Source organism: Serratia sp. CY56464, assembly GCF_052168435.1.
In the GTDB taxonomy this organism is placed as follows: Bacteria; Pseudomonadota; Gammaproteobacteria; order Enterobacterales; family Enterobacteriaceae; genus Serratia; species Serratia marcescens.
The window spans coordinates 538,271-556,250 of record NZ_JBJNMV010000001.1; the positions used below are offsets into that span (position 1 = coordinate 538,271).

Below are 17,980 nucleotides of genomic sequence, written 5' to 3' on the forward strand. Positions count from 1 at the left end.
AGGAGTGACAAGATGAATGCAAAGCGGCAGGCATTGGTGATCGGCGCCAATGGCGTGATTGGGCGCCGATTGATTGAGGAACTGGCCGGACAGGGCTGGCAAGTGGTGGGGGTCTCGCGGCGGGGTGGGCAACCGGCGCCGGGAGTGCGCCACCTTCAGGTTGATCTGCTGGATGCGGCGGCGACGCGCGACGCGCTGCGGCCGCTGAGCGCGATTAGCCACGTTTTCTATGCCGCCTATCAGGATGCGCCGGACTGGGCGGGGCTGGTGGCGCCGAACCTGCAGATGCTGCAACACGTCGTCGAGGAACTGGAGCCGGTCGCGCCGGCGTTGGAACATATCAGCCTGATGCAGGGCTATAAGGTGTATGGCGCGCATTTGGGGCCGTTTAAAACGCCGGCGCGCGAAAGCGACGCCGGGCATATGCCGCCGGAGTTTAACGTGGCGCAGCAGCAGTATCTGGCGCAGCGGCAGGCCGGCAAGCGCTGGCGTTGGAGCGCCATCCGTCCAAGCGTGGTGGGGGGCTTCTCCCTCGGCAATCCGATGAATCTGGCGTTAAGCATCGCGGTTTACGCCTCGATCAGCAAAGCGCTCGGGCTGCCGTTGCGCTTCCCGGGTAAACCGGGCGCTTACCACAGCCTGCTGGAAATGACCGACGCCGGGCTGTTGGCGCGCGCCACGCTGTGGGCGGCGACCGAGCCGGCGGCGGCCAATCAGGCGTTTAATATCAACAACGGCGATCTGTTTCGCTGGAGCGAGATGTGGCCGAAAATCGCCGCTTACTTTGGGCTGGAATGTGCGCCGCCGCTGCCGATGCCGCTGGAGAGCATGATGGCGGACAAAGCGTCGCTGTGGCGGGAGTTGGCGCAGCGGCACCAATTGGCCGAACCGGACTATCGCGCGGTGGCCGGCTGGCGTTTCGCCGATTTCGTCTTTTCCTGGGACTATGACATGTTCGCGGATGGCAGCAAGGCGCGGCGCTTCGGTTTCCACCAGTTTGTCGAAACCGAAGCCATGTTTTTCTCGCTGTTCGATGAGTTCCGCCGCCGCGGCATCATTCCCTGAACGTGGCATTGGTTTCCCCGCAGCACCGGCCGCGGGGAATAGGCTCAGAACGTCAGCATGATCTTGCCGATGTGCTCGCTGGACTCCATCAGCGTATGCGCGGCCGCGGCCTGCTCAAGCGGGAAGGTTTTAAAAATTTGCGGTTTCAGCACGCCGCGCTCCAGCAGCGGCCAAACCTTTTCGCGCAGATCGGCGGCAATCTGCGCTTTGTCCGCCACGCTGCGCGAACGTAACGTCGACCCGGTATGGGTCAGGCGTTTCAGCAGCAGCGGCATCAGATTGAGCTCTTTCACCACGCCGTTTTGCGTGCCGATTTGCACGATGCGGCCTTCCATCGCTGCGGCCTGATAGTTTTTGGCGACATAATCGCCAGCGATCAGATCGACGATGACGTCGGCGCCTTTACCGTTGGTGGCGTCTTTGGTGCGTGCGACAAAGTCTTCGCTGCGGTAATTAATCGCCACGTCGGCGCCCAGCGCCAGGCTGGCCTGACGTTTCTCTTCGGAGCCGACGGTGGTGATCACCTGGGCGCAGAAGGCCTTCGCCAGCATGGTGGCGACCGTGCCGATGCCGGAGGTGCCGCCATGGATCAACACGGTTTCGCCGGCTTTGAGATGACCGCGCTGGAACACGTTGACCCAGACGGTGAAGAAGGTTTCTGGCAGCGCGGCGGCCTCGGTCAGGCTCAGCCCCGTCGGCACCGGCAACGCATTGCTTTCATGCACGGTGCAGTATTCCGCATAGCCACCGCCGGCGATAAGGGCGCAAACCCGATCGCCGAGCGCGAAGTGGGTCACGCCTTCACCGATGGCCACCACTTCGCCGGCAATTTCCAGGCCGGGGATATCCGAGGCGCCGGGCGGCGGGGCATAGTTCCCCTGGCGCTGCAGTACGTCGGGGCGGTTAACGCCGGCGGCGGCGATTTTCACCAGCAGTTCGCCCGCTTGCGGAACGGGCACCGGGCGTTCGGTAACGACCAGAACGTCGGGAGCGCCCGGTTGGCTGATTTCAATCGCTTTCATCGTGTCGGGCAGCGCTGCATTTGTTGACATGGTTACTCTCCTCATCGTGGCGGACGTGATTATCAGGCGAAACGTCCGCAATAAAGTCTGCTGTTAGCTTAGCGAAATCGAATGAGGCGCGCGTGGTTGAATAGAGCGGTTTTGCGAGGAAGGGGCGAAGCCGCCGCGATGGGCGGCAGGGCATTAATCGTTAGGCGGGATGCGGAACCCTTTCAACGAGACGATGAAGTGTTCTTTTCCTTTGGAGATTTTGGCGCCTTTATCGCACCACAGGCTGGCAAGCTGGAAGAAGTCGTCGCTGCCGATATCGTAGGCCAGTTCGATTTTCTTGGCGGTGCCGGCGCGGATGAGTTTTTCTGCTTCCTGATGGTTTGCAGCTTTAATTATGGTCATGGGCGAAATCCTTGGTGTTAAGCCAGAGCGGATAAACGCGAATCATCATATGGCCATAATGTGACAATTTTGTGATGAAAGCATGACAGCCCGCGAAGGCGCGGCGTGCGATGTACCGGGCCTTCGCGGTGAAAGCGCGTTGTCGGTTACCGATCGTGCGGGCGGACGAGTGTGCTTTTTTTCTGAGATTTTAAATGCTTGTAGAGGGCGAAGCCCGCAATGCCGGCCAAGACGGCCAGGAGGGCAAGGGATCCTGTGGCCATGAACGTTACCTCCGAATAAGAATGGCAAGGAGGTGTATTTGTGACATTCATCACTTTGTGGGGCAATGAGAGCAATCTGTAATCGGAAGACGCTTTGAGGGATAGGCCCCAAAAAAAAGCGCCTATAGGGAGGCGCATAAAGATTTGCAACACAGCTTGTTGTGTTCAACACCAGGAGGAGTGGTGAACTGAGGCATATTCTATGCAGCGGCAAAGGAGGCTGATATAGGCATTACTCCGAAAGCGCCACTACCACTCATAGCCCAACTGAATGTTGTAATCGGGATCCTGATTGGTGGAATAAGGATCAGACTGGCGGCGGCGATCGGTTTTCTTCACCGGGCCTTCATACGCGGGATAAGGTTTGGCGCGCGGTTTGCTGCAGCCAGGATGATCGCACTCAATATCGACGCGAAAACCGCTTTTATCTCTCGCCTCTGTCCAGGCGATCGGCGGTTTTCCCGTTTTGGGGGCCGGCTCAGAGGGGGCAGGCGGCTTGGGCGCGGGAGCCATGCTGGGGTCGGGGGCTTGATAATTGAGCTCCAGTGCACTCTGCGGAGCGCTGTAAGCGGCAAAGGCCAGCAGGGCGGCGGTACTGACAGCCGGTAATGTAAGCCATCTCGGCATGGTGAATCTCCCTGAATGATTTCGTCAGGCAACTATAAAACAGCAGAACGAGAATTACTATCATTTGCCTTGGGCGTTACGGGCGAGTCAGGCGGCGGCCCTATCGGCAGACAGGGTCAATTCCTGTGCGTTTAGCCGAGATTAGCGCCCCATTGCGGCGAAAAAGGTTGCTATTGCCGCTCGCTCATGAGTTAATGATGTCGGCCTGTGGTACAGACCTATTTATGCACGACATTTTGAGTAAAGTAGTTCAAATTTAAAGCGTTATCCCGGATAGCCCTTCTCTGACGAATTTCCTTTCCAGTGCCTCCATAAGTAACTGATGACCGGCTACCTCGCCCATGGCGGCTTACATTTATTATTGAAGGAAATTAGACATGTCTAACATGATCAAAGGTCAAGTGAAGTGGTTCAACGAAGCTAAAGGTTTTGGTTTCATCACCCCAGCAGACGGCAGCAAAGACGTATTCGTACACTTCTCTGCTATCCAGGATCAAGGCTTCAAGACCCTGGCTGAAGGCCAGAACGTACAGTTCTCTATCGAGAACGGTGCGAAAGGTCCATCTGCGGCTAACGTTACCGCTATCTAATTGGCGCCTGGCGCTGATTGAGAAAAACCCGCTGCGGCGGGTTTTTTTATGCCTGCAATTCAGCGGTGCGCAAAAAAAAGCCCGCAAGTCTGCGGGCAAAAGTTCCTTGTTACTTCTTCATTTGCGAGCGCTTCTCTGGGGGGGAAACGCCTGAAGACAGGCTACGCGAGACCGACTTAAGATTCTGCGGCTAAACCGTTAAGAAAGTGAAAATCCAGGCGGCTGCTACGCTGATAGCAGAGGCCGGCAGGGCTGGAGCGGTGTCCATCGCCGCCGGTTTTGTAATACACTGACGGCAATCGCAAATAATGGAGAAGGGTATGCAGGTTAACGATCGAGTGACGGTAAAAACAGACGGCGGCCCGCGGCGTGAAGGCGTCATTCTGGCCGTAGAGGTGTTCAACGAAGGCACCATGTATCTGGTTTCTCTTGACGACTACCCGGCGGGCGTCTGGTTTTTTAATGAAATCGACAGCCGTGACGGCACGTTTGTGGAGCCCTGTCGCGATCACGGGCAGTAACTTAGGCTAATCTCATTAATTTGCTAATGAAATTGTCCATTTTGAGATTATTTCATTGCGGTAAGATTTTTTTTATCGACGGCAAAAAAATACCCGTTGCGCTAGCGGGGGATAACGCAGCAGGTATTTTTTTGTGGTTCCAGCGGCGGCTATCCAGATGACATTATCACCGGGTATTTAACGGCTGGTAAAACAGAGCGGGGGCGTTCTCTGTGGTTCAGCGGCTATTGACGAATATTCCACTGGTCAATGTATCGGTCAAACGAACAACGTGATAAATGATCTGCTTGTTGTGCGTTTTTATTTTCCGCTTGATGTTTCCCTTGTGGGAAGAGACCGTTTTGGCCTTTATTTGCATCTGGTCTGATATCTGGATGGTGCCTTGACCGGACATCCACATGCGTAACATGTTTGATTCAGTCTGGCTCAGCGTTACCGGCGTTTGATCCAGAGAGGATTTCTCCGTACGCAGAGACGTTCTCTCGAGATAGTGACTAAGTAGCTGATTCATAGTCTCTGGCTTGATGGATTTTGACGATATGATGACGTTCTTGCGAACATATAAATAATCGTCGAAATGTACGTTGGTAATGGCCATGAAGATGAAGAATAACGTATCCGGGTGCAGTGAAATGACCCGTTTTATTCGCTCGGTGGCGTTTGCTTCGTGGATGAAGCAGTCCTCGTTAATAAACACCAGGCTCGGATTCAACTTGCTGCATTTTTCATGCAGGCTGTCAATGTCCTCGATGGCATTAATATGGCGCTTCTTCACGCCATGCGAAGTCAGATAGTCGGTTAACCCCAATCTGGTATAGCTACATGAATCCATGATAATCGTTGGCATATCGCACCCCCACTTAAATCCGTTTTACTGCGGTAATATGAGAAAAAGCCTAAAAAGCCGAAAGGCAAAATGGAGCAATAATTCAGTGTAGCGAGTGTTCTATCAATAAACACGGCGTCACTCAATGATATTTTCATACTAAACTTATTAATTGCATGAATCTATAAGTTTGGCTTAAGTCAGAGCGATCTGCTGCTCGTCCAGCTTCGGCATGTTGAGCCTGATCTGCGCTTGGCGCCCGTGCCTGTCTGCATTGCTTGCCGCGAATCTGTTCATCATGTCACGAAACAAAATTTTAGTTTGCTAGGAAAAGTCTTAAAAAAAATTCATGTGTCGTTTTTTTGACGTCTTTCAGCGCATTTTTTGAGTGGACAAAAAACGCTCTCCCTGGTGTTTTTGGTTTTTTTTATTTAAAAATCATTAAGTTATGGTGTTTTTCTGCTTTCCATGCTAATGATTAGCACTTCTTTTTTTATCATAACGGCAAACGAAAGTTAACATTATGGCCGGAATGTGTAGCTTATTTGTTGCTATAAATCACCGTTTTACAATGAGTTATCTGGATATTTATTTTACATGAAATAGTTTTCGTGAATGTTTAACGGTGATTCAGTGATTTCTCTAAACTATCATCCTGCGGCCCGATCCGCAGGGGAGGAATGGCAGGTCGGAGTTGTCTCTGGCTCGCGTTGGTTTTAACTTGCCTCTCCACCTTTCAAAAACAGGATGTCGCGGTGAGACGGAATCAGTATGGGCAGCCGATAGGCGAAGCCCTCCCTCATTGGCAGCCGGCAGGCATGCCCGGGCACTCGCCGCTACAAGGGCGGTTTTGCCGCCTCGAACCGCTTAACCTCGCGCGCTGGGGGGAGGCGCTTTATCAGGCTTATCAATCCGCCGAGGACGATCGCGACTGGACTTATCTGTTTTGGGAACGGCCGCAGTCGCGCGCAGATTTCCAGCGTTATCTTCAGGCTCAGGCGTCCAGCGCTGACAGAAACACGATGGTAGTGATCGATCAGTCAAACGGGTGCGCGGTGGGAAGCTGCGCTTTTTTGCGCATCGATCCTGCCAACGGCGTGGCCGAACTGGGCACCATCAACTGGTCGCCGCTGATGAAGCGCAGCGCGCTGGGCAGCGAGGCGATTTTCCTGATGCTGCGGCATCTGTTCGACGATCTTGGCTACCGGCGCTGCGAATGGAAATGCGATAGCCTCAATCTGCCTTCACGCCAGGCCGCCGAGCGCTTGGGTTTCCGCTATGAAGGCACGTTCCGCCAGGCCGTCGTCGTCAAAGGACGCACGCGCGACACCGACTGGCTGTCGATCGTCGACGGGGAATGGCCGGCGCGGCGCGCGGCGTTTGCCGCCTGGCTGTCGCCGGATAACATCGGCGATGACGGGCGGCAAGAACGGCGTTTGCAGGCCTTCCAACTCGGGTAATACGCCGCGCGCGCTAGGCCGTTTCCGCCAGGCAATGGCGCAGCGAGTCCAACGCCAGCCGGATGTCCTGTTCCTCCGTCATCCAGTTGACCAGCGCGGCGCGGATCCCCGGCTGACCGTTATAGCGCGTAGGGGTGCAGCGCACCACGCCGTGCCGGCTCAGGCGCTCGAGAAAGCGATCGCGCGCCGCCTCGCTGTCGCCCAGTGGATGGCTGAGTGCGAAGCACACCACGTTCAAATTCACCGGCGCCAGCAGCTGGAAACTGTCATCGGCTGCCAGCGCCGCCCCCAGCGCCTGCGCCAATCGGACGTTGCGCTCGACGATATCCCGTATGCCGCTGCGGCCATAGGCTTTCAGCGTCAGCCAAAGCGGCAGGGCGCGGAAGCGGCGCGAATTTTCCGGCGTCAGATGCAGATAGTTGTCTGGCCGCAATGTCGGTGCTTCCAGGTAGGCCGAATGGTTCTGAAATACCTGCATTTGCAGATCCAAATGGCGGGTAAATTGGATCGCGCTGTCATAAGGCACGTTCAGCCATTTGTGCGCGTCGACAGTGATGGAATCGGCATGCTGCCAGCCCTCAAGTCTTGGAGCGTAGAGCGGCGAGCAGGCCGCCACGCCGCCAAATGCCGCATCGACATGCAGCCAAAACGGATAACGCTCCCGCAGCGCCAGCAGACGCGGCAGGTCGTCGAAAGCGACGGTGTTGACCGTACCGGCGCTGGCCAGTACCAACGTTGGCTGGCCGGCGCCGGCGGCGAGCTGCCGTTCCAGTGCTTCCATATCCATGGCTTCAGACTCCGGCAGGCTGGCGACGGTCGTCAGCGCCTCGCGGCCGATACCGAGCATGCTGAGCGCCTTCACGCTGCTGGAATGTGGATTGGCCGACAATACCCGGATGGAACCCAGCGCCGCCAGGCCCTGTTGGGCGATATCCACGCCGTGCTGTTGTCCCAGCCACTGCCGGCCAATGGCCAGCCCGGTGAAATTGGCCATGGTCGCGCCGCTGACCAGGCTGCCGCTGAACGTTTCCGGCAGGTCCAGCAGGGATTTCAACTGCGTCACGGCCGCCAGCTCGATCGTGGCTGCGATGGTATCATGGCTGAGCAAGCTATTTTGGTCTGTCACGCTAACCAGCCAGTCCGCTGCGACCGCCGCCGGGGTGCCGCCGCCGGTGACGAAGCCGAAATAACGCGGGCCGGCGCTGGCGGAAATGCCGGCCTGATAACGTTGCCAAAAACGCTCCAGCGCCGCCAGGGCGCCTTCGCCGTTTTCATCTAGTCGATCGTCGCCCGGTTGCAGCTGCTGATGCTCGAGCGGCGGGCAGACCGAGCGTTGCTGCAGCCCGGTCAGGAAATCTTCCGCCAACTGGCGGGTGTGGTCGAGGATCTGCGGAAACTGCGCGAGATCCTGTTGTAAACGTGGGTGCATGGTGGCTCCGAAAGCGTCAGGGATGATGGGGTAAACATAGAACATTTGCCTGCCGGTCAAAATCGATGAAAAATAACCTTTTTGGATAGCCTGGTTAACCAATGATGAATGAACGCATTCCCCTGCATGTCTTGCCGACCTTTGCGATCGCCGCCAGGTTGGAAAATTTGCGCGCTACGGCGGAACAGGTGCATTTGACGCACGGTGCGGTCAGCCAGCAAATTCAGCTGCTGGAGCAGGCGGTCGGCTATCCGCTGTTTGAACGGCGCGGGCGCGGCGTGCGCCTGAATGCGGCCGGGAAAGAGATGCTGGCGGCGGTGGAACCGGCGCTGCAGGCGCTGCAGCAGGGCGTCGCCCGCGCCCGGCGTGCGGCGACAAGCCAGACGCTGCGCATCAGCGTGTTGCCGTCTTTTGCCCATTATTGGCTGTTGCCGCGTCTGCCTGCTTTTCATGAGGCCTGCGCCGATATTGCGCTGGATATCGATGCGTCGCTGGCGCTGCAGGATCTGTCGCAGCGAGGGTTCGATGCGGCGATCCGCATCGGCAGCGGTCAATGGGCGGGGCTGCAGGCGCAGCGTATCGCGTCGGGTGACGTGCTGCCTGTCGCTTCGCCGGATATGGCGCGAGAATGGGGGGCGGCGTTCGAGAACGGTGGCGATATTCCGTTGCTCGAGCACGACGTCAGTCCCTGGCGCGACTGGTTCAACGCGCAGGGGCGGCCGTTATGCGGGCGGCAACAGGCGTTGTTCAACGATGCCGGATTGTTGATTCGCGCGGCGGAGCAAGGGTTTGGCATCGCGTTGGCGAAAAAGCTGCTGGTCCAGGATGCTCTCGACGCGGGGAGACTGGTGGCGTTGGCCGCGCCCCGTCGTCTGAGCGATGACGACGTTTATCTGGTGTGGCCGCAGACCGCCGGGTTGACGCCGGCGGTCACCCGCTTGCTGCAGTGGCTGCAGCAACAGTTGGCGGCGATTTAGCGGCGTAGCCATTCCGGTTGCGAGGTGCCGAGCGTAGTCGCCGGCAGCGCCCATTGCAGCGCCGTGCCCTGCAGGCTTAACGGGGCGCGCAGGCGTTGCGCGGCCCCCCAGTAAGTCAATTCCGTTTCCGGGTTCTCGTCGGCGGTTCCGGCCGGTGCCAGCGGTTCCGGCCGGTAGTCTGCCGAACAGGGATGCGCCAGCAGCAACTGCGCCGTGCGCGCCAGCGACAGCCGCGCGTGGTAGCCGGTGCCGCGGCTCAGGCGCTGCGCCATACCGGTCAGCACCGCCGCCGCCATCAAATAGCCGGTGGCGTGATCCAGCGCCTGTACCGGCAACGGCACCGGCAAACTGGCGCTGCGCCAAACCATGCCCGCCTCCGCCAACCCGCAGCTCATCTGTACCAGGCTGTCGAAACCGCGCCGGGTGCGCCACGGCCCGCTCCAGCCGTAGGCATTTAGGCAGACGTCTATCAGGCCCGGCGCCAGCGCGCGTCTTTCCTCCGCGCCGTAGCCCAACTTCTCCAGCGCACCGGCACGGTAGCCGTGCACGATCACGTCGGTGTTTCTCAGCAGATGTTCAAACGTATGGCGATCGTGCGCATTGGTCAGGTTGAGGCGCGCGCTGCGTTTGCCCAGCATGACTTCATGTTCAACGCCGGGCTCATCCCAACCGTAGGGATCGATGCGCAGCACGTCGGCGCCCAAACCGGCAAGAAAACGCGTGGCGATCGGCCCGGCGAGAATGCGCGTCAGGTCCAGCACCCGCACGCCGTGCAGCGGCCGGGCGACGGGTAGCGCCCAGCACGGCGGTGGCGCTTCCGGCTGCAGCGAGGCGTGGATCAGCGGTTCGAGCGCCACGCTTTTGCCCTGAATATGTTGTCGCCACGCGGCCGCCGAGCGCATTTGGGCCGCGCAGCCGCCGGCCTCGATCACCGCTTCCTCCAGCTCGCTTTTTTTCCAGCCCAGCACGCGTTCCGCCAGCGTGCCTTTATCCGATGCCGAACCCAGCACCTGCTCCACCGCTCGCCGATGGTGCGGCGCATTGGTATGCAGGCGTATCCAGCCATCCGCCGTCGCATAGTCGCCGGCCAGTGCATCCCAGGCCGCAGGCAGCGTCCACCCCAGCGGACGCAGCGTCCAGCCGAACCAGAGCGAGGCCAGGCGTTGATCGATCCAGACCTGCGGCGCGTCGGCCGCCTCGCGGCGAAGCAACTCGGCGCAGGCCAAACCGGCGGCGCCCCAGGCGGCGGTAGCCAATTCGGTCACGGGAAACGCCGAAGGCAATGCGCCGGTGCCGCTTACGGTTAGCCGGTCGGCGGGGGCGGGGCGCTGCCCCAGGCTTTGCCAAATTTCGTCGAGCAGAGTGTGGATCAGAGGCGTCATCGGCCACTCCTTGCGGGTCGTCGGAAATATAGCCTAGCGTAGCCCACTGCCGGCGACCTTGCTAAGGCGCAACGTCGAACGTGCGGCCGTCGGCCAGTGTGGCGCGCAGGCTGTGGGCCGCGATGCCGGCGAAAGGCTGCGCGCTGAAATTGGCGGTCAGCGCTTTGTCCCATAGGGCCTGATGCAGCGGCCGGAAGGCGGCGTCGGCGCCCAATGTCGCCATCTTCTATTTGTGACATCGAAATATCATCGCCGTATTCCAGTTTATTTTTCGTTTAATAAATTAGCCTTTACTTCATTATCCGACGTCACTATACTCAGCCAAAATTTCGGTGGAGAAACCCAATTGGACAGTTGTAGTTGTAATAAAACAAATAAGGCAAGCTGACCAATTCTCTTCTGATTTGTTGCTTGCCGTTATCGGCGGGCAGCACCCCTCTCCAGTTATTTCTGAGCTGTGCATACCCGAGTAATAAACGTTTCCTGATGCCTGACGGTTTCAGGTGAATCGAGTTGGACGTTATTATGGTATTTTGCAGCCACAGCCTTTTCCCTCCAGGCACGACACGCTGATTCGCTGATTTATTTTCAGCGCGCTTTCGCGTGTGCTAAACAGCACATGATTTTATCTCCTGCGGTTATTAAGGGGACAGTCATGGCGATGACTCCTTTCGTTTTAAATTTATTGCTGGCGATGTGCCTGGGCGCGGTCATTGGCGCTGAGCGCCAGTGGCGCCAGCGCATGGCCGGCCTGCGCACCAATGCGCTGGTGGCGACCGGTGCGGCGGTCTTTATTCTCAGCGCCATGTCCACCGATCCGGCCAGCGCCGGCCGGGTGGCCGCGCAGATCGTATCCGGTATCGGTTTCCTCGGCGCCGGCGTTATCATGCGTGAAGGGCTGAACATTCGCGGCCTCAACACCGCCGCCACGCTGTGGTGTTCGGCGGGGATTGGCGTCCTGTGCGGCCTGGGCCAGCATTGGGATGCGGTGGTCGCTACGCTGGTGATCCTGTGCGCCAATATCCTGCTGCGCGAAGCCGCGCAGCGCATCAATCTGCAGCCGCATCAGCAGGCGACCGATCTGGAATTGTGCTACCGCATTCAGGTGACCTGCGGCGAGCAGGACGAAATTTTGGTGCGCACCCTGATCTTGCAGGCGCTGAACGGCGTCGCCTTGCGGCTGCAATCCTTGCGCAGCGCCGATATTTCCAGTCCGGGGCAATTGGAAGTGTGCGCGGAAATTACCGCCACTCCGGCCGCGCAAAAAGAAATCGAAGGTATTGTTTGCCGCGTCAGTCTGGAAAAAAGCGTGAGTGCCGTTCGCTGGCGCGTCGCGTCCGAATTACCGGTCTGAATAATAATATAAATATTGATTAACTTGGTTATATGTTCGGTTTTATTCATGAGCACCTTGAATAACGTGAGGCATTAAGGAGGCGTTATGGACGATGACCCCGGAAGGGAAATGATTCTTGCGTGGCTGACAGGGTAATTCCGCCATTTAGTCACGCTAATTAAAAATTCCATTCTGCGCAGAGTCACCTGTTTATCGGGCGGGATATCCCTGTGCGTAGAAAGAAAATAAGAGAATAGCGTTATGACTCAGATTAATGAAAGAATGCGTCGCCGTGATAAAGATGCGGCGGCCTACGCCATTGCGCAAGAGGCGACCAACAGCATCGCCCAAACGCTGGCGAACCTGAAGTGCAACCGCAACGGCTTGACCCAGGACGACGCCGATGAGCGGCTGGAGCAGTTCGGCGCCAACCAGGTCGCCCACGACAAGGCGCCGCATGCCTTGATTCAGCTGATCAAGGCCTTCAACAACCCGTTTATCTTCGTACTGATGGTGCTGGCTGCGATCAGTTTCTTTACCGATTATTGGCTGCCGCGCCAGAACGGTGAAGAAACTGAACTCACCGGCGTCATTATCATTCTGACCATGGTCACGCTGAGCGGGCTGCTGCGTTTTTGGCAGGAATACCGCACCAACAAAGCGGCGGAAGCGTTGAAGTCGATGGTGCGCACCACCGCCACGGTGCTGCGCCGCAGCAGCTACAGCGCGCATCCGCTGACGCTGGAAGTGCCGATCCGTGAACTGGTGCCGGGGGATATCATTCAGCTCTCCGCCGGTGACATGGTGCCGGCCGACGTGCGTCTTATCGCCTCGCGCGATCTGTTCATCAGCCAGGCGATTTTGACCGGCGAAGCGATCCCGATCGAGAAATACGATGCCATGGGCAACGTGGCGCAGAAGTCGAGCGAAGGGGAAGTATCCAGCGAGAATGCGCTGCTTGAGCTGTCCAATATCTGCCTGATGGGCACCAACGTCGCCAGCGGCACCGCCACGGCGGTGGTGGTGGCGACCGGCGGGCGCACTTACTTCGGCTCGCTGGCCAAGTCGATCGTCGGTTCGCGGGCGCAAACCGCGTTCGATCGCGGGGTGAACAGCGTCAGCTGGCTGCTGATTCGCTTCATGCTGGTGATGGTGCCGGTGGTGTTGCTGATCAACGGTTTCACCAAAGGCGACTGGAGCGAGGCGGCGCTGTTCGCACTGGCGGTGGCGGTCGGTCTGACGCCGGAAATGTTGCCGATGATCGTCAGCTCCAACCTGGCGAAAGGGGCGATCGCCATGTCGCGCCGCAAGGTGGTGGTGAAGCGCCTGAACGCCATTCAGAACTTCGGCGCCATGGACGTGCTCTGCACCGACAAGACCGGCACGCTGACCCAGGATCGCATCATTCTCGATCACCACATCGACGTCACTGGCGCCAGAGATAACGAGGTGCTGCACCTGGCCTGGCTGAACAGCTTCCATCAGAGCGGCATGAAGAACCTGATGGATCAGGCGGTGATCCGCTTTGGCCGCGGCAAACCGGGGATTGAAGCCCTGGGGCGTTTCAGCAAGGTGGATGAGCTGCCGTTCGATTTCGTGCGCCGCCGTTTGTCGATCGTGGTGGCGGACGAAAATGGCAAGCAGCAGCTGATCTGTAAGGGCGCGGTAGAGGAGATGCTTGAGATCGCCACCCACGTGCGCGAAGGCGACAAAACGCTGGAACTGGACGACGCGCGCCGTGCGGCGCTGCAGGCGTTGGCTCGCGATTATAACGAAGACGGTTTCCGCGTGCTGGTGCTGGCGACGCGCGAACTGGATGCGAAGCGCCCGGCCGAACCGTTGAGCGTGGCCGACGAGCGCGACATGGTGGTGCAAGGGCTGCTGACTTTCCTTGACCCGCCGAAGGAGAGCGCGCAGCAGGCGATCGCCGCGCTGCAGGAAAACGGTGTGACGGTGAAGGTGCTGACCGGCGACAACCCGGTGATCACCTGTAAGATTTGCCGCGATGTCGGCCTGGAGCCGGGCGAGCCGCTCTCCGGGCTGCAAATTGAACAGATGGATGACGAAGAGCTGGCGCGCGAAGTGGAACAGCGTACGGTCTTCACCAAGCTAACGCCGCTGCAGAAATCGCGGGTGCTGAAAATGTTGCAGAGCAACGGCCATACCGTCGGCTTCCTCGGCGACGGCATCAACGATGCGCCGGCGCTGCGCGACGCTGACGTCGGCATCTCGGTCGACACCGGCACCGACATCGCCAAGGAATCGGCGGACATCATCCTGTTGGAAAAGAACCTGATGGTGCTGGAAGAGGGGGTGATCAAAGGGCGCGAAACCTTCGGCAATATCATCAAGTACCTGAACATGACCGCCAGCTCCAACTTCGGCAACGTGTTCTCGGTGCTGGTGGCGAGCGCTTTCATCCCGTTCCTGCCGATGCTGGCGATCCACCTGTTGATTCAAAACCTGATGTACGACATTTCCCAGCTGTCGCTGCCGTGGGACAAGATGGACAAAGAGTTCCTGCGCAAGCCGCGCAAGTGGGATTCCAAAAACATCGGGCGCTTTATGCTGTGGATTGGGCCGACCTCGTCGATCTTCGATATTACGACCTATGCGCTGATGTGGTACGTCTTCGCCGCCAACAGCGTAGAACACCAGGCGCTGTTCCAGTCCGGCTGGTTCATTGAGGGGCTGCTGTCGCAAACGCTGGTGGTGCATATGCTGCGCACCCAGAAGATCCCGTTCATTCAGAGCACCGCGGCGCTGCCGGTGTTGCTGACCACCGGGTTGGTGATGGCGCTCGGCATCTACATTCCGTTCTCGCCGCTCGGCGCCCTGGTTGGCCTGCAGCCGCTGCCGTGGGAATACTTCCCGTGGTTGGCCGCTACGCTGGTCAGCTACTGCGTGGTCGCCCAGTTGATGAAGCGTTTCTATATCCGCCGCTTCGGCGAGTGGCTGTAAGCCGCCTCGGCGTTCGCTCCAGGGGCGAAATTCTTCGCCCCTGCACCGCTACAGCAGTTTGTTGACCAGCAGGCCGAGCATGATGGTCAGCGTGAAGGAAAACAACGTGCCGAGCAGCACATACTCGGTACGCATCTTATCGTCGCTCTGGCGCAGATCGCCGAAACGGAAGATAGATTTGGCCGCCAGCAAAAAGCCGATCGCCGGGATTTGCCCCAGCAGCACAAAGGTCAGGATCAGCGTTCTCTCCAGATAGCCAATCTGTTTGCCCGCGCGCAGCAGCGAGTCGTTGTCGGCCTTGGCCGAAGGCGGCATTTGCGGCGTCCAGTGCGCCAGCAGTTGCCCGATCAGCAGGCTCATCGGCAGATAAATCAGGCTGTAGGCCACCAGCACCAGCCCGGTTTGCCAACGCCCCAGCTGCCGCCCCAGCGCGGCGAGCAGTTCACCGGCGTTCGGCGTTAGCCCCAGCCACAGCAAGGCGATCACCGCCAGATGCAATCCCTGATCGAGCAGGAAACTGCGGGCCGGGCTCAGGCGGTTCATCGCGGTGACTTTCAGCAAATCGATCAGGTAGTGGCTGACGGCGATGACCAGCAGGCTGGCCAGCACCTGCAGTGAAGAAAGCCCGCCATGCAGCAGGCCGAAACCGGCCACCGCCCAGGCGGCCAGCACCCCGTGCAGCAACGCGTGCAACACCAGAAAACGCGAACGCGCGCGATGCCGAATTTTATCTTCCACCCAACTCAGCGGCTGCAGCGGAAAATCCGCCAGCAGATGGACGAGCAACAGCCAGGCCAGCAAAGGCGCATAGGTCAGATCCATGGTCAGACGATCCTGTTAATGGCGTGAATAAACCGCATGATTTCCTCGTAGGCCGCGCGTTTCAGCGCGGCGGAGACCGTGGAGGCGGCTTTTTGCAGCTGGTCCGCCACGGCGGCGCCGCTGTCGGCGAACATTCTCGCCTGAACGATGCGCGCTTCGGCCTGTGACAGGCGGCCAATCACATGATCTAACATCGGCAGCAGATCGCTGACAATGGCGTTTGTCCGATCGTTGTCGGTTTTCAGAGCCAGCCGGCAATTTTTTGCCATGGCGTCCAGCGCGCTGCCGGAGTTGATAAAGGCGCTGCCGTAACCGGCGGCGTCGGGCCGTTGGCTGCCCAGCCCGACGGCGATGCGCGCATCCCAGTGCGCGGCGCCCATCGCTCGCAGCGCGAGGCGAATGTACACCGCCAGCAACAGCCCGTCCTCCGGGGCGGCCTGCGCCTGGAAGGCATCGCCGCGAAAGATTTCCACCTGATGCAGCCGCCCGTCACGCCGCAGTCGATCGAGCAGGTTATGCAGCCCATTGAGGTAGTTGACGGTGTCTGATCGGCGGGAATCGACCAGATCGCCGCTGATTACGCTGATTGGCGTCGGCATGGCGCGTTCCATTGTTTGTGGAGAGATAACTATAAATTCGCACCTGGATACGAATATGTCAATAATTCGCCTCTGGGTACGAATTTACGGGGTTTTCGCCTGTGGGGACGAAACGAGGCAGGATGAGGAACGGGGAATGAACGGCCGGGAATGCGCGGGCCTGTCAGGATCGCCACCGGCGGCGTAGAGGGAAAATGGCCGGCAACCGGCTGTTCAGAAGCTTTTAACCAGCACGTCACGCGGCATTTCGCTGCCGTGTTTCAGCAGATGCTCAAACGATCGCTCGCTGCTTTTCAGCTGCTGCAAAAATTCCTGCGGCGACAGATCGTGTTTTTTGCCGCTCATGTAAGCCAGCGCCAGTTCTTTTGCCTGATAGCGGGAGAAGTTGTACATGGTGTCCTCGATACGGTGAATGTCAGTGCTCACGATTGTAGCGAAAGAGCACATAATGAACAGCGGCTTTGGCGTATGGAATCGATAGCCGAAACTTAACTTGCAGGCTGCAACAGCTCATCGCACAGGCGCTTGATCACCTGAGCTTGCGGCAGGCCGTTGTGCAACATCTGGCGGATATGCTCCGAATCGCTGATGCCCTGGCGGACATGGCGCTCGACGGCCTGCAGCAGGGCACGATCCTCCCGTCGCTCGGCAAAACCGCTCAGCGCTTCGAGAGTGTGCAGGATGTGGGCGGTCAGGCTGCTGCGGCGCAGCGTCGCGGGATCGACGTATTCGGCGGCAAAGCCGCTGCGATAGGCGTTGATCTTGTTGTAATTGGTGAAGGCATCGTATTCCGGCGCGATCGGCGAACGGCGCTGCAACAGAAAATCGGCCAGCAGGCGGCAGTAACCGACCAGCAGCACGGCGTGGGAGATCCGCAGCGGCGTATCGCAGATGCGGATCTCCACCGTGCCCAGCTCCGGTTTTGGCCGCGCATCCCAGTAAATATCCTTGACGCTTTCAATCACGCCGGCGGCATTCAACCGTTCGTAGTAGGCGTTGAATTCATGCCAGCTGTAGATGTGTTCCAGGCATCCGTAGTTGGGGAAGGAGTTCTGAGCGCTGAAGCGGGAACTGGCAAAGCGCGTGTCGACGCCCTGATACAGCGGCGACGAGGCGCTGAGCGCGATCAGCTGCGGAAAGTAGGGCGTCAGCGCATGGCACAGGTACATCGCCTCGTCCCCGTCGTTGACGCCGAGGTGAATGTGTTGGCCGAACACGCAGGCCAGCTTGGAGAGATAGCCAAAACGGCTGGCCAGCTGCCTGTAGCGCGCGTTGTCGCTGATGACCTGCTTGCGCCAGTCGTTGCTCAGGTGGCGGCCACCGCCGCAGACGTCACAGCCCAGGCGCTGCGCGCAGCGCCGGACGGTATGGGTCAGGGCGCGCAGCTCGGTGTGCAGCTCATCGAGATCGCGGTGCACCGAGCTGTTCAGCTCCACCATCGATTTGGTGAGCTCATGCTTGACGCGCCGGCGGTCGCCGACCGCGCTGACCACCCGATCGGCTCGATCCGTAAGATCGTAGTGCTCGGCATCGACCAGCTGTAACTCTATTTCGGTGCCGATGGAGAGCCTTTCCGAACGTTTGAATGTGAGCGGCATGGTACCTCCTTCCTGCAAGAACGGCATAAAGATAAGTATATGTCTCGGTGAGGAGGGCAACGTTTTGCATTTTATATTTGTTTTTTCGAATGTGAAGCTGGTATCTTCA

The 17,980-nt window shown here is 58.8% G+C and carries 18 protein-coding genes; 7 read left to right on the top strand and 11 right to left on the bottom strand.

Annotation, left to right across the window (positions count from 1 at the left end; translation table 11 throughout):
* The first annotated feature begins 12 nt into the window (after positions 1–12).
* The gene (locus ACJ8KE_RS02590) at positions 13–1,065 is read left to right on the top strand and encodes an SDR family oxidoreductase (protein WP_049300287.1); all 1,053 of its coding nucleotides are present in this window, start codon (positions 13–15) and stop codon (positions 1,063–1,065) included.
* 44 nt (positions 1,066–1,109) lie between these two features.
* Here ACJ8KE_RS02590 and ACJ8KE_RS02595 read toward each other — a convergent pair whose 3' ends face one another.
* The 3 genes from ACJ8KE_RS02595 to ACJ8KE_RS02605 all read right to left on the bottom strand — a co-directional run bounded on the left by ACJ8KE_RS02595 (position 1,110) and on the right by ACJ8KE_RS02605 (position 3,370).
* A complete protein-coding gene (locus tag ACJ8KE_RS02595) occupies positions 1,110–2,117 on the bottom strand; it encodes an NAD(P)H-quinone oxidoreductase (RefSeq protein ID WP_079451538.1) in 1,008 nt (335 codons plus the stop codon).
* A gap of 153 nt (positions 2,118–2,270) precedes the next feature.
* Positions 2,271–2,480 carry a hypothetical protein gene (locus ACJ8KE_RS02600; RefSeq protein ID WP_004935132.1) on the bottom strand — a complete coding sequence of 70 codons (210 nt, stop codon included), beginning with the start codon at positions 2,478–2,480 and terminating at the stop codon, positions 2,271–2,273.
* A gap of 512 nt (positions 2,481–2,992) precedes the next feature.
* Positions 2,993–3,370, bottom strand: coding sequence for a hypothetical protein (locus ACJ8KE_RS02605; RefSeq protein WP_028128133.1), 378 nt, complete (start codon positions 3,368–3,370; stop codon positions 2,993–2,995).
* A 377-nt stretch (positions 3,371–3,747) separates the two neighbouring features.
* Here ACJ8KE_RS02605 and cspE point away from each other — a divergent pair, with 377 nt between their 5' ends.
* Both cspE and dsrB read left to right on the top strand, forming a co-directional pair.
* Positions 3,748–3,960: a transcription antiterminator/RNA stability regulator CspE gene (cspE, locus tag ACJ8KE_RS02610; RefSeq protein WP_004935122.1), complete on the top strand. Its 213-nt coding sequence runs from the start codon at positions 3,748–3,750 to the stop codon at positions 3,958–3,960.
* A 320-nt stretch (positions 3,961–4,280) separates the two neighbouring features.
* Positions 4,281–4,481, top strand: a complete 201-nt coding sequence (gene dsrB / locus ACJ8KE_RS02615) for a protein DsrB (protein ID WP_110147133.1) — start codon at positions 4,281–4,283, stop codon at positions 4,479–4,481.
* A 217-nt stretch (positions 4,482–4,698) separates the two neighbouring features.
* Here dsrB and rcsA read toward each other — a convergent pair whose 3' ends face one another.
* On the bottom strand, positions 4,699–5,328 hold the full coding sequence (gene rcsA, locus ACJ8KE_RS02620; protein WP_004935115.1) for a transcriptional regulator RcsA: 630 nt from the start codon (positions 5,326–5,328) through the stop codon (positions 4,699–4,701).
* Between the two features lie 797 nt (positions 5,329–6,125).
* Here rcsA and ACJ8KE_RS02625 point away from each other — a divergent pair.
* Entirely contained in the window at positions 6,126–6,767 is a 642-nt protein-coding gene (locus tag ACJ8KE_RS02625; protein ID WP_016927209.1) for a GNAT family N-acetyltransferase, read from the top strand.
* A gap of 13 nt (positions 6,768–6,780) precedes the next feature.
* Here ACJ8KE_RS02625 and ACJ8KE_RS02630 read toward each other — a convergent pair whose 3' ends face one another.
* Complete coding sequence (locus ACJ8KE_RS02630; RefSeq protein ID WP_442517085.1) at positions 6,781–8,196, bottom strand: pyridoxal phosphate-dependent decarboxylase family protein; 1,416 nt, start codon at positions 8,194–8,196, stop codon at positions 6,781–6,783.
* Positions 8,197–8,297: 101 nt separating this feature from the next.
* On the opposite strand from ACJ8KE_RS02630, the gene ACJ8KE_RS02635 reads away from it, so the two are divergent.
* A complete protein-coding gene (locus ACJ8KE_RS02635) occupies positions 8,298–9,173 on the top strand; it encodes a LysR substrate-binding domain-containing protein (RefSeq protein ID WP_016927211.1) in 876 nt (291 codons plus the stop codon).
* Here ACJ8KE_RS02635 and ACJ8KE_RS02640 read toward each other — a convergent pair.
* Together ACJ8KE_RS02640 and ACJ8KE_RS02645 are read right to left on the bottom strand one after the other, a co-directional pair.
* Positions 9,170–10,555, bottom strand: coding sequence for a CoA transferase (locus ACJ8KE_RS02640; RefSeq protein ID WP_197789201.1), 1,386 nt, complete (start codon positions 10,553–10,555; stop codon positions 9,170–9,172). The genes ACJ8KE_RS02635 and ACJ8KE_RS02640 overlap by 4 nt on opposite strands.
* Before the next feature lie 61 nt (positions 10,556–10,616).
* Entirely contained in the window at positions 10,617–10,778 is a 162-nt protein-coding gene (locus tag ACJ8KE_RS02645; protein ID WP_162883457.1) for a hypothetical protein, read from the bottom strand.
* 432 nt (positions 10,779–11,210) lie between these two features.
* Between ACJ8KE_RS02645 and ACJ8KE_RS02650 the strand changes: the two genes are divergently transcribed.
* Positions 11,211–11,909, top strand: a complete 699-nt coding sequence (locus tag ACJ8KE_RS02650) for an MgtC family protein (RefSeq protein WP_028128127.1) — start codon at positions 11,211–11,213, stop codon at positions 11,907–11,909.
* A gap of 243 nt (positions 11,910–12,152) precedes the next feature.
* Complete coding sequence (gene mgtA, locus ACJ8KE_RS02655; RefSeq protein ID WP_442517086.1) at positions 12,153–14,852, top strand: magnesium-translocating P-type ATPase; 2,700 nt, start codon at positions 12,153–12,155, stop codon at positions 14,850–14,852.
* 48 nt (positions 14,853–14,900) lie between these two features.
* On the opposite strand, the gene ACJ8KE_RS02660 is transcribed toward mgtA, so the two are convergent.
* From ACJ8KE_RS02660 to ACJ8KE_RS02675, 4 genes are all read right to left on the bottom strand, one after another.
* A complete protein-coding gene (locus ACJ8KE_RS02660; protein WP_016927216.1) occupies positions 14,901–15,674 on the bottom strand; it encodes a DUF3307 domain-containing protein in 774 nt (257 codons plus the stop codon).
* 2 nt (positions 15,675–15,676) lie between these two features.
* Positions 15,677–16,273 carry a hypothetical protein gene (locus ACJ8KE_RS02665; protein ID WP_015378329.1) on the bottom strand — a complete coding sequence of 199 codons (597 nt, stop codon included), beginning with the start codon at positions 16,271–16,273 and terminating at the stop codon, positions 15,677–15,679.
* A 213-nt stretch (positions 16,274–16,486) separates the two neighbouring features.
* Positions 16,487–16,666: a hypothetical protein gene (locus tag ACJ8KE_RS02670; protein WP_004935085.1), complete on the bottom strand. Its 180-nt coding sequence runs from the start codon at positions 16,664–16,666 to the stop codon at positions 16,487–16,489.
* A gap of 95 nt (positions 16,667–16,761) precedes the next feature.
* Positions 16,762–17,871: a YbdK family carboxylate-amine ligase gene (locus tag ACJ8KE_RS02675; protein WP_016927218.1), complete on the bottom strand. Its 1,110-nt coding sequence runs from the start codon at positions 17,869–17,871 to the stop codon at positions 16,762–16,764.
* Positions 17,872–17,980: the final 109 nt, after the last annotated feature.